The sequence below is a fragment of the Chelativorans salis genome (assembly GCF_025336525.1).
GTDB classification, from domain to species: domain Bacteria; phylum Pseudomonadota; class Alphaproteobacteria; order Rhizobiales; family Rhizobiaceae; genus Chelativorans; species Chelativorans salis.
In genome coordinates, this window is sequence record NZ_JAOCZP010000002.1 from 170,910 (window position 1) to 186,284 (window position 15,375).

General features: G+C 60.1%; 18 protein-coding genes and 1 tRNA gene. 14 read left to right on the plus strand and 5 right to left on the minus strand.

Annotated elements, in window-relative coordinates; translation table 11 throughout:
- Nucleotides 1-330: 330 nt before the first annotated feature.
- The 3 genes from N5A92_RS06650 to N5A92_RS06660 all read left to right on the plus strand — a co-directional run bounded on the left by N5A92_RS06650 (nucleotide 331) and on the right by N5A92_RS06660 (nucleotide 3,385).
- Nucleotides 331-1,308 (plus strand): Bug family tripartite tricarboxylate transporter substrate binding protein, encoded by a 978-nt coding sequence (locus N5A92_RS06650; protein ID WP_260901213.1) that lies wholly within the window; start codon nucleotides 331-333, stop codon nucleotides 1,306-1,308.
- 68 nt (nucleotides 1,309-1,376) lie between these two features.
- On the plus strand, nucleotides 1,377-1,841 hold the full coding sequence (locus tag N5A92_RS06655) for a tripartite tricarboxylate transporter TctB family protein (RefSeq protein ID WP_260901214.1): 465 nt from the start codon (nucleotides 1,377-1,379) through the stop codon (nucleotides 1,839-1,841).
- Nucleotides 1,841-3,385 carry a tripartite tricarboxylate transporter permease gene (locus N5A92_RS06660; protein WP_260901215.1) on the plus strand — a complete coding sequence of 515 codons (1,545 nt, stop codon included), beginning with the start codon at nucleotides 1,841-1,843 and terminating at the stop codon, nucleotides 3,383-3,385. The genes N5A92_RS06655 and N5A92_RS06660 overlap by 1 nt, the downstream gene beginning before the upstream one ends.
- Nucleotides 3,386-3,510: 125 nt before the next feature.
- On the opposite strand, the gene N5A92_RS06665 is transcribed toward N5A92_RS06660, so the two are convergent.
- Nucleotides 3,511-3,888: a glycoside hydrolase family 3 N-terminal domain-containing protein gene (locus tag N5A92_RS06665; protein WP_260902290.1), complete on the minus strand. Its 378-nt coding sequence runs from the start codon at nucleotides 3,886-3,888 to the stop codon at nucleotides 3,511-3,513.
- Between the two features lie 475 nt (nucleotides 3,889-4,363).
- Between N5A92_RS06665 and N5A92_RS06670 the strand changes: the two genes are divergently transcribed.
- The 6 genes from N5A92_RS06670 (at nucleotide 4,364) to N5A92_RS06695 (ending at nucleotide 8,772) form a co-directional block, all read left to right on the plus strand.
- The gene (locus tag N5A92_RS06670) at nucleotides 4,364-5,002 is read left to right on the plus strand and encodes a L,D-transpeptidase (protein ID WP_260902291.1); all 639 of its coding nucleotides are present in this window, start codon (nucleotides 4,364-4,366) and stop codon (nucleotides 5,000-5,002) included.
- Nucleotides 5,003-5,298: 296 nt separating this feature from the next.
- Nucleotides 5,299-5,439, plus strand: a complete 141-nt coding sequence (locus N5A92_RS06675; protein ID WP_260901216.1) for an ABC transporter — start codon at nucleotides 5,299-5,301, stop codon at nucleotides 5,437-5,439.
- A 143-nt stretch (nucleotides 5,440-5,582) separates the two neighbouring features.
- Complete coding sequence (locus N5A92_RS06680) at nucleotides 5,583-6,257, plus strand: hypothetical protein (protein WP_425248543.1); 675 nt, start codon at nucleotides 5,583-5,585, stop codon at nucleotides 6,255-6,257.
- A gap of 123 nt (nucleotides 6,258-6,380) precedes the next feature.
- Nucleotides 6,381-6,974, plus strand: coding sequence for a protein-S-isoprenylcysteine O-methyltransferase (locus N5A92_RS06685; RefSeq protein ID WP_425248544.1), 594 nt, complete (start codon nucleotides 6,381-6,383; stop codon nucleotides 6,972-6,974).
- A gap of 15 nt (nucleotides 6,975-6,989) precedes the next feature.
- Nucleotides 6,990-7,772 (plus strand): hypothetical protein, encoded by a 783-nt coding sequence (locus tag N5A92_RS06690; RefSeq protein WP_260901217.1) that lies wholly within the window; start codon nucleotides 6,990-6,992, stop codon nucleotides 7,770-7,772.
- A gap of 73 nt (nucleotides 7,773-7,845) precedes the next feature.
- Entirely contained in the window at nucleotides 7,846-8,772 is a 927-nt protein-coding gene (locus N5A92_RS06695) for an SDR family NAD(P)-dependent oxidoreductase (RefSeq protein WP_260901219.1), read from the plus strand.
- A 73-nt stretch (nucleotides 8,773-8,845) separates the two neighbouring features.
- Here N5A92_RS06695 and N5A92_RS06700 read toward each other — a convergent pair whose 3' ends face one another.
- Complete coding sequence (locus N5A92_RS06700; RefSeq protein WP_260901220.1) at nucleotides 8,846-9,709, minus strand: D-alanyl-D-alanine carboxypeptidase family protein; 864 nt, start codon at nucleotides 9,707-9,709, stop codon at nucleotides 8,846-8,848.
- A gap of 203 nt (nucleotides 9,710-9,912) precedes the next feature.
- Here N5A92_RS06700 and N5A92_RS06705 point away from each other — a divergent pair, with 203 nt between their 5' ends.
- Complete coding sequence (locus N5A92_RS06705; RefSeq protein WP_260901221.1) at nucleotides 9,913-10,101, plus strand: hypothetical protein; 189 nt, start codon at nucleotides 9,913-9,915, stop codon at nucleotides 10,099-10,101.
- A gap of 110 nt (nucleotides 10,102-10,211) precedes the next feature.
- Here N5A92_RS06705 and N5A92_RS27445 read toward each other — a convergent pair whose 3' ends face one another.
- Both N5A92_RS27445 and N5A92_RS06710 read right to left on the minus strand, forming a co-directional pair.
- A complete protein-coding gene (locus N5A92_RS27445; protein ID WP_425248545.1) occupies nucleotides 10,212-10,784 on the minus strand; it encodes an ATP dependent DNA ligase in 573 nt (190 codons plus the stop codon).
- Nucleotides 10,785-11,619: 835 nt separating this feature from the next.
- The gene (locus N5A92_RS06710; RefSeq protein WP_260901222.1) at nucleotides 11,620-11,967 is read right to left on the minus strand and encodes a helix-turn-helix transcriptional regulator; all 348 of its coding nucleotides are present in this window, start codon (nucleotides 11,965-11,967) and stop codon (nucleotides 11,620-11,622) included.
- A gap of 20 nt (nucleotides 11,968-11,987) precedes the next feature.
- On the opposite strand from N5A92_RS06710, the gene N5A92_RS06715 reads away from it, so the two are divergent.
- The 4 genes from N5A92_RS06715 (at nucleotide 11,988) to N5A92_RS06730 (ending at nucleotide 15,335) form a co-directional block, all read left to right on the plus strand.
- Nucleotides 11,988-12,734 carry a hypothetical protein gene (locus tag N5A92_RS06715; RefSeq protein WP_260901223.1) on the plus strand — a complete coding sequence of 249 codons (747 nt, stop codon included), beginning with the start codon at nucleotides 11,988-11,990 and terminating at the stop codon, nucleotides 12,732-12,734.
- A gap of 5 nt (nucleotides 12,735-12,739) precedes the next feature.
- Nucleotides 12,740-12,964 (plus strand): hypothetical protein, encoded by a 225-nt coding sequence (locus N5A92_RS06720; RefSeq protein WP_260901224.1) that lies wholly within the window; start codon nucleotides 12,740-12,742, stop codon nucleotides 12,962-12,964.
- A gap of 465 nt (nucleotides 12,965-13,429) precedes the next feature.
- On the plus strand, nucleotides 13,430-13,690 hold the full coding sequence (locus N5A92_RS06725) for a hypothetical protein (protein ID WP_260901225.1): 261 nt from the start codon (nucleotides 13,430-13,432) through the stop codon (nucleotides 13,688-13,690).
- A gap of 19 nt (nucleotides 13,691-13,709) precedes the next feature.
- Nucleotides 13,710-15,335: a recombinase family protein gene (locus N5A92_RS06730; protein WP_260902294.1), complete on the plus strand. Its 1,626-nt coding sequence runs from the start codon at nucleotides 13,710-13,712 to the stop codon at nucleotides 15,333-15,335.
- On the opposite strand, the gene N5A92_RS06735 is transcribed toward N5A92_RS06730, so the two are convergent.
- Nucleotides 15,292-15,368: transfer RNA gene (locus tag N5A92_RS06735), tRNA-Met, on the minus strand. The genes N5A92_RS06730 and N5A92_RS06735 overlap by 44 nt on opposite strands.
- Nucleotides 15,369-15,375 lie beyond the last annotated feature (7 nt).

The following is a 15,375-nucleotide window of genomic DNA, read 5'->3' on the forward strand; positions in this document are numbered from 1 at the left end:
GCGAAGAGCGTGAAGAGATTTTCTTGCAGCGCGGGGGATCCGTCTACCTCTCGGCGCGCTCAGGCGCAATCAGATGTCGATCCAGCGTCTGAAAACATCCTTCGGCAACGAGTCATCTTGACGGCCTTCATAAGTCATCATATGACTTGTCATCTTATCATATCGGACGGCCCGTTTGCCGGGCACCGTCGCATGCCGCCGAAGCGTTCGGCTCCAGGCGGAGAGGAGGGGAGTGGTCTGCGCATCCACTGCGGGCCGCCGACCTGAAAGGCGCGTTCGCGTGGCTGCGGCGCGTGTACTTGTTGCGAGCTGCAATTCAGGGAGAGAGAGATGTACAGGAAGTTTCTGACACTGCTGACCGCCGGCGCCATGGGCGTTTTTGTTTCCTCGGCGGCGCTGGCCGATTATCCGGAAAAGGATATCCGCGTCATCGTGCCATGGGGCGCGGGCGGCGGCACCGACGGCATCGTGCGCAAGCTGACCTCGATCGCAGAGAAGAACATCGGCGCTTCAATGTATGTCGAGAACATAGAGGGCGGCATCAGTGCCACCGGTATTTCCCAAGTCATGAATGCACGTCCCGACGGCTATACGATCGGCGCGCTTACCTATGACAGCGTGGTGACCGTGCCGTGGCAGGGCCTGCTGCCCAGCTATGACATGGACAAGCTCAAGCTAATCGCCCGCGTGACAAGTGAGCCGGACGCCATCATCGTCGGCTCCGATACGCCTTACGAAACCATTGATGATCTCATCGCCGATGCGAAGAAAAATCCCGGCAAGGTGAAGATCGGTATCCAGAACATCGGTTCGCGCCTGCATCTGGCGATCCTGCAGTTGCAGGACGAAACCGGTACCGAGTTCAAGATCGTCGCCTATCCCGGCGGCGCCGCGCCGCAGAAGGAGGCGATCCTCAACGACGAGGTTGACGTGGTGGCGACCAGCCTTGGCGATTTTGCACCGCTTCTGGAAAGCGGCGACGTGCGCGGCATCCTTGAATTTTCCGAGACCACAAACCCGACCTTCAACACAGTACCCACCGCCAAGGAAGCGGGCCTTGACCTGCGCATCGGTAGCTTCATCGTGCTGGCGGCGCCGGCCGGTACGCCCGACGAGGCGATCAGCGCCATCGAACAGGCCTACAAGGAGGCGCTTGAAAGCGACGAGTTCCAGACCTGGGTTGCCAGCGTCGGTGTCACTCCCGACTGGCTCGGCACTGACGAGGTCACGCAGTGGGCCGAAGAGACGAGCCAGACGCTGTTCGACCAGATGGACATGCTGGTCGAGCAGGGCGTCATCAAGAAATAGACCGGATGCGGCCGCCAGCGGGACGAGACCCGCCGGCGGCCGTGCCCGAGCATGTCAGGAGGCCGCCAATGGCAATGCGAGAAATGCGCTGGAGGAAGCGGCTGCTCTTTCCGCTGTTCCTGCTTGTTCTGACGACGATTTATGTCGGGGCGACGTTTCAGATCACGCCGCAATTCAGTGAGGGGGTGGTGGGGCCGCGCTTCCTACCGCTGCTGGCGGCGTTGCTCATGTATGCGGCGCTTGTTCATGTCATCCGGCGCGAGCTGGTTTCGGATGACGAAAGCGGGAAGGGCGCCTTCTGGCAACCTGTAGCGGTCGTGCTGGCGACCGCCGCTTATATCGCCCTCTTCAAGCCGTTCGGCTACAGCCTTGCGACGCTCCTCTATGTCTATGCACTGTTTCACATCTTCCATTATCAGCAGGGCCGGCCGCTGCGCAGGCTGCTCTACGCGATCGCGGTGACGGCCGTCTTCTACGGCCTGTTCACGCTCGTGTTCGGGATCAGGCTGCCAACCCTTCTGGATGTCATCTGATGGATTTTTTTCTCGAGCTCTCGCAGGGCTTCGCCACGCTCGCCCGCCCGGACGTCCTGGCCTATATGGTGCTCGGCTTCGTCATCGGCACCTTCTTCGGCGCAGTCCCCGGCTTGACCTCTGTCTTGGCCATCGCCCTGCTTCTGCCGATCACGTACTCCATGGATGTGGTGCCGGCGCTAGTCATGTGCGCGGCCATCTTCATGTCGGGCATGTATGCCGGCAGCATCACCGCCACGACCATCAATATTCCCGGAGCGCCATCCTCGATGATGACGGCAATCGAGGGCCACGCCCTGATGAAGAAGGGAGAGGGCGCCAATGCGCTCGGCCATGCCGCCCTCGGCTCGATGATCGGTGGCAGTTTGGGAGCGCTTCTGCTCATGGCCCTGATGCCGCTTGCCGCCAAGGCGTCGCTGCTTATCCAGACCCCCGGCAAATTCTCGCTGGTCCTATTCGCCCTCGTGGTGATCGTCATCGTCCAGCGCGACGCTATCGCCAAGGGGCTGATCGCTACCATGCTCGGCGTCATGATCGCGACGATCGGCATCGATGTGATGCAGCCCATCCCGCGTTTCAATTTCGGCACCGAGATGCTCGTGGAAGGTATCGATATGATGCCCATCATCATCGGTACCTTCGCCATCAGCGAAGTGCTCTACCAGGCGCACCAGAACCAAGGAGATCTGCGGATTTCCCTTTCGCAGGCGGCATCGTCAATCATCCGCCGGCGTGACTTCCTGCCCTCCTTTGCGCAGATCCGAGAGATCGGCATCGTAACCTATCTGAAAAGTGCGCTGCTGGGATACGGTATCGGCATCCTGCCAGGCGTCGGCGGCTCCATGGCGGCCTTTGTAGCCTATGCCGACGCCAAGCGCCGGTCGAGACGCCCCGACGATTATGGCAAAGGCAGTCGTGAAGGCATTGCAGCGGCCGAGGCCGCCAACAACTCCATGTGTGGCGGCGCCTTTGTGCCGATGCTCATGTTCGGTATTCCTGGTGATCCGACGACGGCCATCGTTCTAGGCGTGCTCGTCATCAACGGCCTGCAACCGGGGCCGCGCCTGCTGGAAACGCAGACGGATCTCATCGCACCCATGTTCGCCTCGCTCCTCGTCAGCGCACTGGTGCTCATACCCCTGACGCTGTTCCTGCTCGGCCCGTGGTTCGTGCGGATCGTGTCGATCCCCAAGGGGTTATTATACGCCTCCATCGCCGTGGTTGCGCTGGTCGGCAGCTACGTGGCGACCTTCTCTATCTTCCAGATGGCGCTGGCACTGCTCTTCGGCGTCTTCGCCTTCTTCCTGCGCCAGCAGAACTACCCGACCGTATCGCTTCTGCTGGGCTTCATTCTGGGGCCGGATCTCGAACAATATCTGCGCCGCTCCCTGTCGTTGAGCGATGGCGATCCGACGGTATTCCTAACCAGTCCCGACAGCTTGTTCTTCCTCGCCCTGCTGGCCGTGTTCGTCTACTTCATGGTCATTAGAAAATCGAAGCAAGCCGGAATTGAAGGGAAAACGACAGTAGAGAGCGACCCCTGAAGAGCTGAGATCGTGTCACAACTGGACGAGCGCTTGCCGGCGGCAGGCTTCGTCCAAAGCGTGGGCCGCGTTTCAGGGACGATATCGTCCTGTCAAGATCTGCACCATGCTCGCTGGAGATGGCATCACCTGAGGGTCACTTCCGTCGCTCTTCCGGCTGCGTCGCGGGCGATGTCGACCATGGGAGAGAAGGTCCATCGTACGCCGTCCGCACGGGCTTCGACGGCGGCGACACGTGCCGCCCTTTCGACGAGGCCCGGATCCCAGGTTGCCGACAGCCCGAGCGGCGTAGGAAAGACAGTGCGGTATCCGTGGATGACGTCGAGGCCGAAGAGAAGCGGGATTTTCAGCCGGGACCGCTCGACCGCAATCTTCTGGTAGCGATTGGCCTCCTCGCCGGTTACGTTGAGGAAGGAGCCCACATGCACACCAGCGATCATCTCGTCATAGCTGTCGCGATTTGTGCCGGGACCGGTCGGCGCCCCGCCGGAATACTGGTTCAGCTGGCCAGCTTTTCCTGAAGCGTCATCTGCGCAAGCAGCGCCTCTACGCGCGCCTCGATGCCCGCATCACCGATCCATTCTTGCGCGCCGGGTTCATTCAGATGTAGCTCGCGTCTTCGCGATCGCCATTCGCGCATTGCAATAGAAGCCGCCGCGGATGAGTGGTGATAATTCAGCGACCATTGCCACAGAAGGGCAGTTGTAGCGACATTAGAGCAAGGTTCAGGGAGAACACTTGGCCGATCCGCCTGTATGGCTCCTGCACACTGCCCGCCTGCGGCTCGGGGATCAGCCCGAGGGGCCAGAACAGGGTGCGCGTGATGAGGCCCGCCGACAGGCCGTTTCCCATGGAACCGATGATCGTGGTATGTGAGATTTTTATCTCTCCAAAATGCTAAATTATGAGATCACAGTCGCTTCCTCAATTTGCAGCTTGGAAAGGCAGCTCTGTTTGGCTAAGAAATCGGGTATTGTGATGAGCGCGTCGAAGACGACGAAAGTTGTTGGTGAAAAACTAACTCGGAGGGGGCTTCTGGCCAGTGGCCTTGCGTTCCTTGCGAGCGGGTGTGTCTCGGTGCCTCGGAGAGTCGCTGCTCCCGCCGCCAGCCCACCGGCCGATCCCTATGCCCGGATGGCTCAATTCGAGGTGGATCCGGTCTATCGTCGGCAACGCGTACCGTATGACGGGGCCGAGGGATCCGGAACGATCGTGGTGGACCGCGGCAACCGCTTCCTCTATTTCGTTGAGGATGACAGCTGGGCCACGCGCTACGGTGTCGGTATTGGAAAGGAAGGACGTACGCTCTCGGGCAGGCTAAAGGTAGGGCGCAAGGCGGAGTGGCCTTCCTGGACTCCCACTGCCAACATGATGAAGCGAGAGCCGCGCTACCTGCAGTTTGCGGGCGGTGTCCCCGGCGGTATCCACAATCCGCTCGGCGCGCGGGCTCTCTATCTTTATCGAGGCGGTCGCGACACGATGTATCGGATACACGGCACCAACGAGCCGTGGTCGATCGGTCAGGCGGTATCGAGCGGGTGCATCCGTCTGACGAACGACGACATCATCCACCTTCACGATCGAACACCAGTCGGAGCGACGGTGGTCATCATCTAGGGTCGCAAAGGCAGGGGCGCCCATCCCTGGCAAAATAATAATCAACAAAGGAGGTGCGGCCGGAGGCATCCCTCAGCTCGGCTCGATTCGCATCCTTCAGCAGACGGGTACGCGAACCCCGGCGTATCGGTCGGGATTCGCCGCTTGTGCTCGAGGAGCTTTCCAATCCGGCAAGGAATATTATCTTTTCCTGTTAACGGAGTGTCGCTGTGTCTTTCCTGCACTAGGCTCTGTGGCTTTTTGCCGCTAATTATCTGGATGTACCTTCGACAATACGTGAGGGGAAGGATTGCCTTATGAACAAGATTCTCATCGTTGTAGGGACTGCAATTGCAGTTGCTGGCCTTTCCGGCTGCATCGGCAAAGGCAAGGGAAAGGCGCCGCCGCCGGTCGCTGTGAGTGAGCCAGCGCCTGCGCCCGCACCGGTCTATAAGTAACGTTGACCTAGGCGATATGGATAAGGGCCATCGGGCCCTTATCCATTTAAATTGGTTTTCCTGGGCCGGCTTCCGCTTTGCAGTACATGCTGTCGTAGGCGGAGGAGAGGGAAGATTTTGCGTGGGCTCGCTATGGAGCGCGCATGCTTGAAATTGGCTCTATGATCGGCCGCTGGGTCCTCATCGGTTTCTTCGCCCTTTCCGTAGCTTCCTGCCAGACGAGCGGAGAGACGGGCGCGGTAGAGACTGTCCAAAACAGCTCCCTGCAGGACACTTCTCAGATTGTCATGCAGTCGGAACCGCCGGCGCATGGCGATGACTTGGCGACCGCGTCACCTCAGGGCGAAGGACAGTACTTCATTGAATTCCGCTCCCGTTACGCGCTGAGCTACGGTCATTCCTTCGTTATTTTCGGACGCCTGGATCAGGCAGGGAATATGATAAATCCCGAGGTTGCCGGCCTTCATCCGGCGTCCGACAGCGCTGTCCCATACATGCTCGGCCATCTGGTGCCGGTGCCTGCAGAGACCGGGTGGAGCGATGGTGACCTGGAAGACGAGTACATGTCGGCGAATTGGCGCGTGATGCTGAGCAAGCCAGAGTACGATAAGGTGGTCGCCTATATCCGCGATTTGCAGCGCGACTCGCCGATGTGGCATGCAGCTTTGTATAACTGCAATGCTTTTGTGGGGGAGATCGCGAGCTTCATGGGATACAGAACTCCCTTCATCTGGCTCAAGCCGCAGGAGTTCATCACTAAGCTACGCCAGATGAACGGCGGCGCGAATGCGATTGGCACCACCCGGCAGGCGGCCTGAACGTCCACGTGAAACCAAGCTGCGCTCCAGGGATGACCACTCGTCAAGTAGCGAAGGGGCTCAGCATTATACACCGCGCTGCGCCGGCTCTGCCGTGCGCGGCAACCTCTCGGTGAGGCAGGAATGAACATCACCCTGGACACGGCCGGCGAAGCTCTCTGGGTCGTGGGCGTGGTCGCCTGGTACATCATCCGCTATCCCTTCGAGCGCCGGGCCAGACGCGTACGGGTCGTAAGGAATGACCGCTCCCTTCCGGACACGGTTGGTTTGGCACTGGCTCTTTTCGGTCTTGCTATCTTCCCGGCACTCTACGTCTTCACGGGTTTCCCAGCAGCCGGCGATTATCCGGCCGGTCTGTCGACAATCGCTCTCGGGACCGCCTTCTTCTCCTGTGCTCTTTGGCTTTTTCGTAGTTCCCACAAAGCCCTTGGACGGAACTGGTCGATCAGCCTGGAAATACGTGAAAAGCACAAGCTTGTCTGCATCGGGCCATATGCCGTGGTCCGCCACCCGATGTATACGTCCTTTCTATTGATGGCGGTCGGCCAGGCCCTTCTGCTGTCGAACTGGGTTGTCGCTCTGGCAGGATTGGCGGGTTTCGCATTTCTCTTTTTTCTGCGGATCGGCAAGGAAGAACATATAATGCTGGAGAGCTTTGGTCCGCAGTACCGTGCTTACATGGAGAGAACCAAGAGGATCATTCCCTATCTCTATTAGTGAAAGAGTGGCGTGATGCGCGGTCGATCCGTAAAGCTTTCGGCGCCCAGGCGCCTCGTCGGCGACCTGATGAGATTTTCCATTGGAATTCCGAGGGTTACCGTCCAGCGGCGGATGCATCTTGGTCCACTGCTGGAGGCGAGAAAAGTACTGCATCCAAGGCCCTCGTGGACCGCGATTTTCCTGAAGGGCTATGCACTTCTGGCCTGTGAGACGCCGGGGCTGCGTCGTGCCTATGTTAAGTTGCCCTGGCCGCAGCTCTATGAATACCCCACAAGCGTCGCATCGATTGCCCATGAGCGGGACTATGAAGGCGAACGTGCCGTCCTTCTGAGCCTTATCAAAGGCCCGGAGAGGTATTCCATCCCGGATCTGAACACCCGCTTGCTAGCGGCGCGCTCCCGCCCAGTCCTGAAGATCAGGGAGTTCCGGCGTGCGTTGAAGTTTGCCCGCGCGCCGGCGCCGGTGCGACGGCTCCTTATGTGGTTGGGGCTCAACCTCGGACGGCAGCGGGCGAACTTTTTCGGCACTTTCCAGTTCTCCGTCTATTCCGCACTTGGAGCGGAGTCCTTGAACCCGCTGACACCGTTGACGACACTTCTCAACTACGGCCCTATCGGAGAGGATGGTTCCGTCGACGTCCGCATTCATTACGACCACCGGGTCATGGATGGCGCCGACGTCGCCCGCGCGCTGGAGAGGTTTGAAAACATTCTGAACGAAGCCGTCGCTAGGGAGTTGAATGAGCTTGCCAGCGATGTGGCCAGCCCCATAATTCAAAGCGAGCCGTGCAGGTAGGCCATGTGGTGGCGATTCGTGCGGAGGAGAAGGGCTTACCGGATGAGGACGATGCTAGCGCTGGAGCTGTGCCATGAGCGCGCGGGGTGACTTGCGTCCCGCCGTGGTCGTCACCGGAGCCTCTGCGGGGATTGGGCGGGCGATCGCTCGGATTGCTGCGCGGGAAGGTAGCGCAATTGTCCTAATTGCACGCTCGTCAGACGGTCTTCAGGCCGTGGCGGAGGAGGTGCGTGAGGCGGGTGCCGAGAGCTTCACGCTCGAGCTGAACCTTCTGGCTGAGCATGCTCCCGCGCGCATCGAACGCTTTCTGTCAGAGCAAGGCCTCTTTTGCGATGTCCTCGTCAACTGCGCTGGCTATGGTCTGCGCGGTGCGGCGAACACCCTTCCCGTGGACGAGCAGATGGACATCATCAACCTCAATATACGAGCCTTGAGCGATGTCACGCTACGGTTCCTGCCGGGTATGGCGGTGCGCCGGCGGGGCGGGATTATAAACTTCAGCTCTGTGGCCGGCTTCACCCCCGGGCCCTACATGGCTGTCTACTACGCCAGCAAGGCATTCGTGCGCTCCTTCTCGCAGGCGCTACATGAGGAGGTTCGCCACGCAGGCGTGACGGTCACATGCGTGGCGCCAGGACCGGTGCGGACGGAATTCTTGGGGGTCTCAGGGGCAAGACAGACAATCCTTTTCCGGTTCCTGCCGGCGCTTCCTCCTGAAGTGGTGGCCGAGAAAGCCTGGCGGAGCTTTAGATCCCGCCGCCGCTTCGTTGCCCCAGGTCTTTCGTCAAAGCTGGCAATTCTGACGGCCAGGCTGTTTCCTTCCTCAATGATGTTGCCACTTATCGCAAAGCTCCAGCGCCGTGGGAATGACCCATGCCCCTGCGGATCGGGCAAGAAGTTCAAGAAGTGCCATGGTGCGAAGCGGACCTCCCTTCAGCGGGGAACAACATTGAAAGCGCTATCTACAGGAAGTTCGAGGGATGGAAGCTCTTCTGTTTGATTGACTTTCGAGGTATGAGCATCTGAAGTGAAGGAGCAGCCCTTATCTCCCGGGCCGCGCCTTCCCCTGTCGGTTAGATCGGCGCGCCACGGGACAAATATGTCTCGATCAGCTCTTCCATGTGCGCGTCCCGCGCCTTGGCGGTCTCCCCACCCATTACGATCGCGACAACCCGCCGTCCGCCGCGGCCGGCGGAGGTAGCGAGATTGTAACCGGAAGCGCGGATATAGCCCGTCTTGAGCCCATCGACGCCGTCTACGCGGCCAAGAAGATCGTTGTGTCCTTCGATCGTTTTGCCCGCGTAGGAGAAGCTGCGGTTGGAGAAATAGTGGTAATGGTGGGGAAAGCGCTTGTGCAGCGCCATCGCCAATAACGCCATATCGTGCGCTGTCGTAATCTGCTCGGGATCGGGTAGTCCAGATGCATTGCGGAATATGGTGGAGCGCATGTCGAGTTGGCGCGCCTTCGCCGTCATCATCTTTGCGAACTGCTCCTCCGAACCGGCCAGATATTCCGCGACCGCCGTGGCCACATCGTTTGCGGATTTGACGCAAAGTGAGAGAATGGCCGTGTTGATATCGATGCTCTGGCCCGCCCTCAGGCCGATCTTTGACGGCGGGCGAGACGCAGCGTAGGCGGAAACCGGTATCTGGCTCAAAGGGTTGAGGCGGCCGGAATCCAGGGCCTCGAAGAGAAGGTAGAGCGTCATCATCTTAGTGAGCGAGGCGGGATGACGCGGCACATTCGAGGCCTCTTCGTAGAGAACCTGTTCCGTATTGGCGTCGATCACGATCGCGGCATATTTTTCCGACACCAGCGGCTTCACCGCGGGTGCGACAACTGCAGTGGTCGTGCAGCCGGCGAGGGCGAGGAGAACCGCCAGCATGGCTATGAGGCGGCCTGCGGAATTGACGATCTCGCGAAGAGCGATGTGCAAAGGTTTCCCGCTCGTGTAGGACAGTGGGAGGAGCAAAATGCCGGCTGATGATGCCCGAGCCGTTCACGCGCCGCAATCCCGAGGCGAAGTGACTTCTGGGGTTATCGAAACGAATTTGTCCCGCTGAAGCCATAGAGGTGCTGCTCGGCATTATGGTCAAAGGGAGGATCTCGCAGTGAGCGGGCCCGACCATCTTCATCAGCATGACGCCATCGCCGCCGCGCCTGCGCCTGGAAACGACGGTCGAGGTGCTCGTGAACCTCCTCGACGAAATGGACGGCGACGAGGACTTGGAGGAGGGGCGGAGACTTGGAGCCGTCTATAGGACCTGGAGGGAGGTTGTGGCCTACTACGACCATTCCGGCCAGTTATGGAGCTCCCAAGGCGTTTGATCGGGTATTCATGCCAATAATGTAGTCCGGCTGCTGCGGTGGCCGGGTTTTTCCATTGGTTCGGGCGCTTTTGGCGGCACTGGAACCGATGTCGGTGGACGACAGTTCCCTCAGCGAGGAGACAACCAATGGCTTTCCCGCCGAAACCGCCACCACAACCTCCGGGACCGAAGCCGGAGCCGCCGCGGCCAATTCCACCGGACGAACCGCCAGATGTCCCGCCCCGGCCGGGCCCACGGCCACGCCCTAGGTGCCGCGGGCCGGGCGCCGAATCTGCTTGGATGCCAAAGGGCGGCGACCGTTTTGTCATCGCGACTGCCTTTGTAGGATGGGTGAGGCAGGTGTTGCTCGCCCTCAGTCCAACCGCGGTATTCCACCTCTACCACCACCTCCGGCCGAGCCCAGACGACGCCCTTCTCTTTCAGTCCTGTAATCGGTGACCTCTCAGTTCGGATGGTGTCCAGGCGCTTCTTCAACGTAGGTTCGGACTCTGTGTTGAAACCAGTCCCGATGCCGTCAGCATAGGCAGGGCCTACCGTCCCTAATTGTGGCAGCAGCACCTTGCCGATCCCGCCGAAGCCTTTGCCCGGCACATAGCCGATGGCGATGAACTCGTCGCCAAGCACGATTTGGTCTTCACCCATCCTGTGCAACGGCCGGAGCGGTACGCGGTAGCCGGGCATACTTTCAGCAGGCCGCGACCTCAGGGAGGATATAGCACCTAGCTACCATGGCTGAGCTTCCTACCCACAATGGGCGGATTGCCGGGAAGTCGCGAAGGTGGCTAAATGCTTGCTTGCACGAAGGGGCACTGTGGGCCGCTAGGGCCTTTCAGCTCGCAAGCGGCATCTGTGGTAGGGGGAAGTGCATTGGCCCCGGTAAGGCTCGACGTAGATGATACGAGCCGCCGGGGTCTTCCCTCTAGAGGACGCATTTTCCCAGCCACAGAGTGCCGCTTTCCCCGCCCCCTGAACGGCACTCGCGGTGGGGCGTCGGGCAAACACGAACCCCGGCGCCCCACCTTGATCCCAGTATTGCGCTTGTTACCGGAACGTCGTGGCGGTGCAGCCTGGCGTGCCTCCCCTGAAATGTCCTCGCTTTGCGGTTAGTCTGGATATCGGACAGGTGAACGAATACTGCCTTCAAGTTGTCTTTCCCCCCTGGCAGAGCCAATCTAGCTCTATTTTTCCCCACAAGCCCGAACATAGTGGGTCGAAGCGGCTGATGCCAGCGGGTATGACTAAATGAATGCCTCCTCTTTCAACGATCTCGTCCGAAAAGTCTGTCGAACTTGCTTGAGCGTCGCTGCGCGTCAGATGACCGCCCAACAGATGGTGACATTGTTCTTGTAGGAAAGGTGACGTCCCAATCTGCAGAATAGCAAGCCTGCATCTACGGCAGCTTATGGGAAACTATAGGGGCGCGTAGGAAGGCTACAAATGAGGCGCGAAGCAGTCATTTCCCGCGGGTATGGCCAAGGTCTCCTTCCGGTCTGAGTCGCCTATTCCGCTCAGATGATCACTCACCGTCGATCGGTCGCGCCAGCCGAACGCCAGGACCGCCGCCATTCTGTGAAATGAACTCAATCCCGACCGCTTCGAGCGAGAGCACCAGAGCCTGGACGATTGATGCAGACGGCGGTTTTGAACCACGCTCGATCTGCACGATCGTTCGCAAACTAACCTTCGATAAATCCGCCAACTCCTGCTGAGAAATATCGAGAAGCCCGCGGGCCGCACGGATTTGAGATGGGGTCACTTCCATTGTTCTCTGATATCCGTTGCACAAAAAGTGCAAATATGCATATAATGTGATGCGGCTGCTGAAGGTGCCGAAATCACCGTCAGCAGCCTGACCAAAAGCCAAGCTACTGAGGAGCTCGGATCATGGCTGATTCGGACGATACCACGACTTTGCCTTCCGTCACCCGCAGGCATTTGCTGTTAGGCACGATGGCGACAACGGCCGCGTGGCCGTTGCAGGATGAGGCGGCGGTTGCCGGTGCGCTAGCTGATAACCCTTCCTTCGATCCCGCGCTTTTACTCTGGCATCAATGGAAGGACGCATTTCGCAGCACGGCAGCCCTGTGCCGCAAGCAACAGCGCCTGGAAACGAAGCTGATCGGCTGCGTCGGCTTCCCTCAAGCGGAGGTTTATCTGCCGGACGAAGACGTGACCGTCACCGTCTCCTGGCTCGAGGACATTGAGGAACTTTTCGGCGACGATCCCGCGGTGGCCGACATCCGTGTCAACGCCGAAGCCGATCTCGCCGCCCATCAGGCGCGCTGGAACGAAGCCGATGCTCAGATCGGCTATTCATCTGCCAAACGGGCCGAGCAGGAGGCGTCCGACCGCGAGCAGGACGTGTTCGATACCCTGACCCACACCCCGGCCACGTCGCTGGCCGGTGTGGCCGGCAAGCTCGATGCCATCTTGCGCGAAGGCGAGAGCTGGGAGGACTGCTCCGACTTTCCATGGCCGCAGGTGCGCTCGGTGCTGGTCGATGTCGTGCGCATCGGGCAGATGCTGCGCCCAAACGCCTTCATGCCGGGCAGCGAGCGCAAGGGACCGTATCAGCGCCGCCACCGGGACGGCTGCTGCTTTCGGGTCTGGAAAGCTCCGGAGGGGAGTTGAAGGCAATGACCAGCCATAAGTCCAATGCCCTCGATGCCGAGTTCACGTTCTGGGACCTTGCCGATCCTGAAGAGGCAGCCGTGGCGGCGCGTGATCTTTACGGGCCGGCCGCAGCCACAGCCGCCGCATCGGCCGCCTTCACGGCCCGCTATGGCGGACGGGAGGCAGACTTCCGCTTCTGGTTCCAGGTGTTCGTGAAGCTGTCTGCCGATGATGAACGGGCCTGGTAGCCTCAGTTCACTCTATCGGGCTCTTATGCTGGCGGCATGCCTTGGAGCCTTCCGGGGAGGTTGCCGGCCCGCGCCGGTTGGTCAAGCCCACGCCCTCCCGCGCGCCCCTTCCGGGCTGCCGGGCTTGACCAACCGGCTTCATGGTCCGGCGCCTCGCAGGGCAGCCTGGAAGGTGTACTCCGAGCGGAGCGCTCTGCCTTCGAGCGAGGTCATTCGCATGGGCGGTTGCCGGGGAGACATGTGCGGCGTTCGGCGTTCGCACGCCCGAATGCGCCGAAGGATGACGAACGGTGTCACGAGACAGCCCGAGGCGCCTCGTAGTACACCCCAACACGATGTCGTGCGCTCTCGCTGCGAAGATCTTCCTTTTTGCGCGACGGGCTATGACGCAAGCAAGATGCACCCTTTTCCCGACGCACGTCCTGGACAATGCTGCTGCGATTTGGGCAGGATTGGAGCCGAGGCATGCAGGACAGGCGCGATTGGAAGAGACAGTATTTCGCCCCAGCCAACGACAAGGTGCGGCCGGGAGTGGAGAATGCCGAGGATGCTGACATTGCGCCTTGGCAGCGAATTGACAAGGCGGTGTTGTCCTTGGCACGGCTGATCGGGAGGCGCATGGCACGCGAGCAGCACGAGGCGTTGCAGAAGGCTCAGGCCAATGACAACGCACCGCCGGCCGGAAAGGCAAAGGAACACGTGCCGGAGGGCGGGAAAAAGGAATAGAAGCAGAGAGGAGCAGCAGATGATCCGCGTCGCGCTTTACGCCCGCTACTCGTCCGACAATCAGCGCGAAGCCTCTATCGTAGACCAGTTCCGGCTGTGCGAGGAGTATGCGGCGCGCGAGGGATGGACGATAGTCGAGCGCTACTCGGACGCGGCAATCTCCGGCTCCAGTATGATCCTGCGGCCGGAAATCCAGGAGTTGATTACAAGCGCCCAGAGAGGTCAGTTCGACATTGTGTTGGCGGAGGCACTGGACCGCCTGTCGCGCGATCAAGAGGACATAGCCGGGCTTTTCAAGCGTCTGCGCTTTGCAGGCGTAAAGATCGTGACCTTGTCCGAGGGCACGGTGGATGAACTCCACGTCGGCTTGAAGGGCACCATGAACGCGCTGTTCCTGCGTGATCTGGCCGCCAAAATCAGACGTGGTCAAAGCGGTCGTGTCCTGAATGGCTATGCCGCTGGCGGCCTGTCCTATGGCTATCGTGTGGTCAAGAAGCTTGATGAGCGTGGTGAGCCGATCCGTGGCCTTCGGGAAGTCGATGAGGATCAAGCCCAGATCGTTCAGAGGATTTTCCGAGAGTTTGCGTCCGGGATGTCTTCGCGGGCGATTGTTGCGGGGCTGAATCGAGACGGCATACCTTCGCCCTTTGGCGGGGAGTGGAACGCGTCGACCATCAATGGCAATCTCAAGCGGCGCAACGGCTTTCTCTACAACGAGGCCTATATCGGCCTCCTCGTCTTCAACCGTGTCAAGATGTTCAAGGACCCCGAGACCGGCAGGCGCATCTCGCGGCCAAACCCACCAGAAAAGTGGCAGGTCGTCGAGGCATCGCATTTGCGTATCGTCGATGACGAGCTGTGGAACGCAGTGCACGCGCGCAAGAAGCTCTACGGTGGAGCAAAGCTCCATCATCGCCGACGGCCGAAGCACTTATTCTCCGGCCTTGTCCGGTGCGGCTGCTGCGGCGCGCCCTACACGGTTAAGAGCAAGGATCAGCTCTCTTGCTCGGCCCGCCGCCAAAAGGGGACCTGCGACAACGGCAGAACAATTCGTGTTGCAGAGGTTGAGCGACGTGTCCTTGAGGGCATCAAGAAGCGCATGCTGGGTCCCGATGCCATCGCCGACTTCCTTGCCGAATATCATGCTGAACAGAAACGCCTGAACGCCGTGAATCGGCAGCGCCGTCGGCACGCTGAAAAGCGGATTGCCACTATAGAAAGGCAAATCCGCAATATTATCGATGCTATCGCCGACGGCATTGCGACGTCCGGCATGAAGTCGAGGTTGTTTGAACTGGAGCGCGAGAAGGAGAACTTGACTGAGGAGCTCAAGGTCATGGCGTCCGCGGAGAACATAGTGGAATTCCACCCGGCCTCGGTCGAAGCCTATCGACGGCGGATTTCGGAGCTTCAGGGCGCGTTGCGCTCCGACGATAGCGACCGCCGTGAGGCGGCGAACATCATCCGCTCGCTGGTCACCGGAATTGAGATAATGCCAAAGGAAGGCAGGGGACAGGTGGAGTTAAGAGTGCATGGCGCGCTCGCGGAGCTAATCAACCTACCAAATCGCAAATCGGGTGAGGCGCCCAGGACTGTATTGATGGTAGCGGAGGAGGGACTCGAACCCCCGACACAAGGATTATGATTCCTCTGCTCTAACCAACTGAGCTACTCCGCCGCAGGAG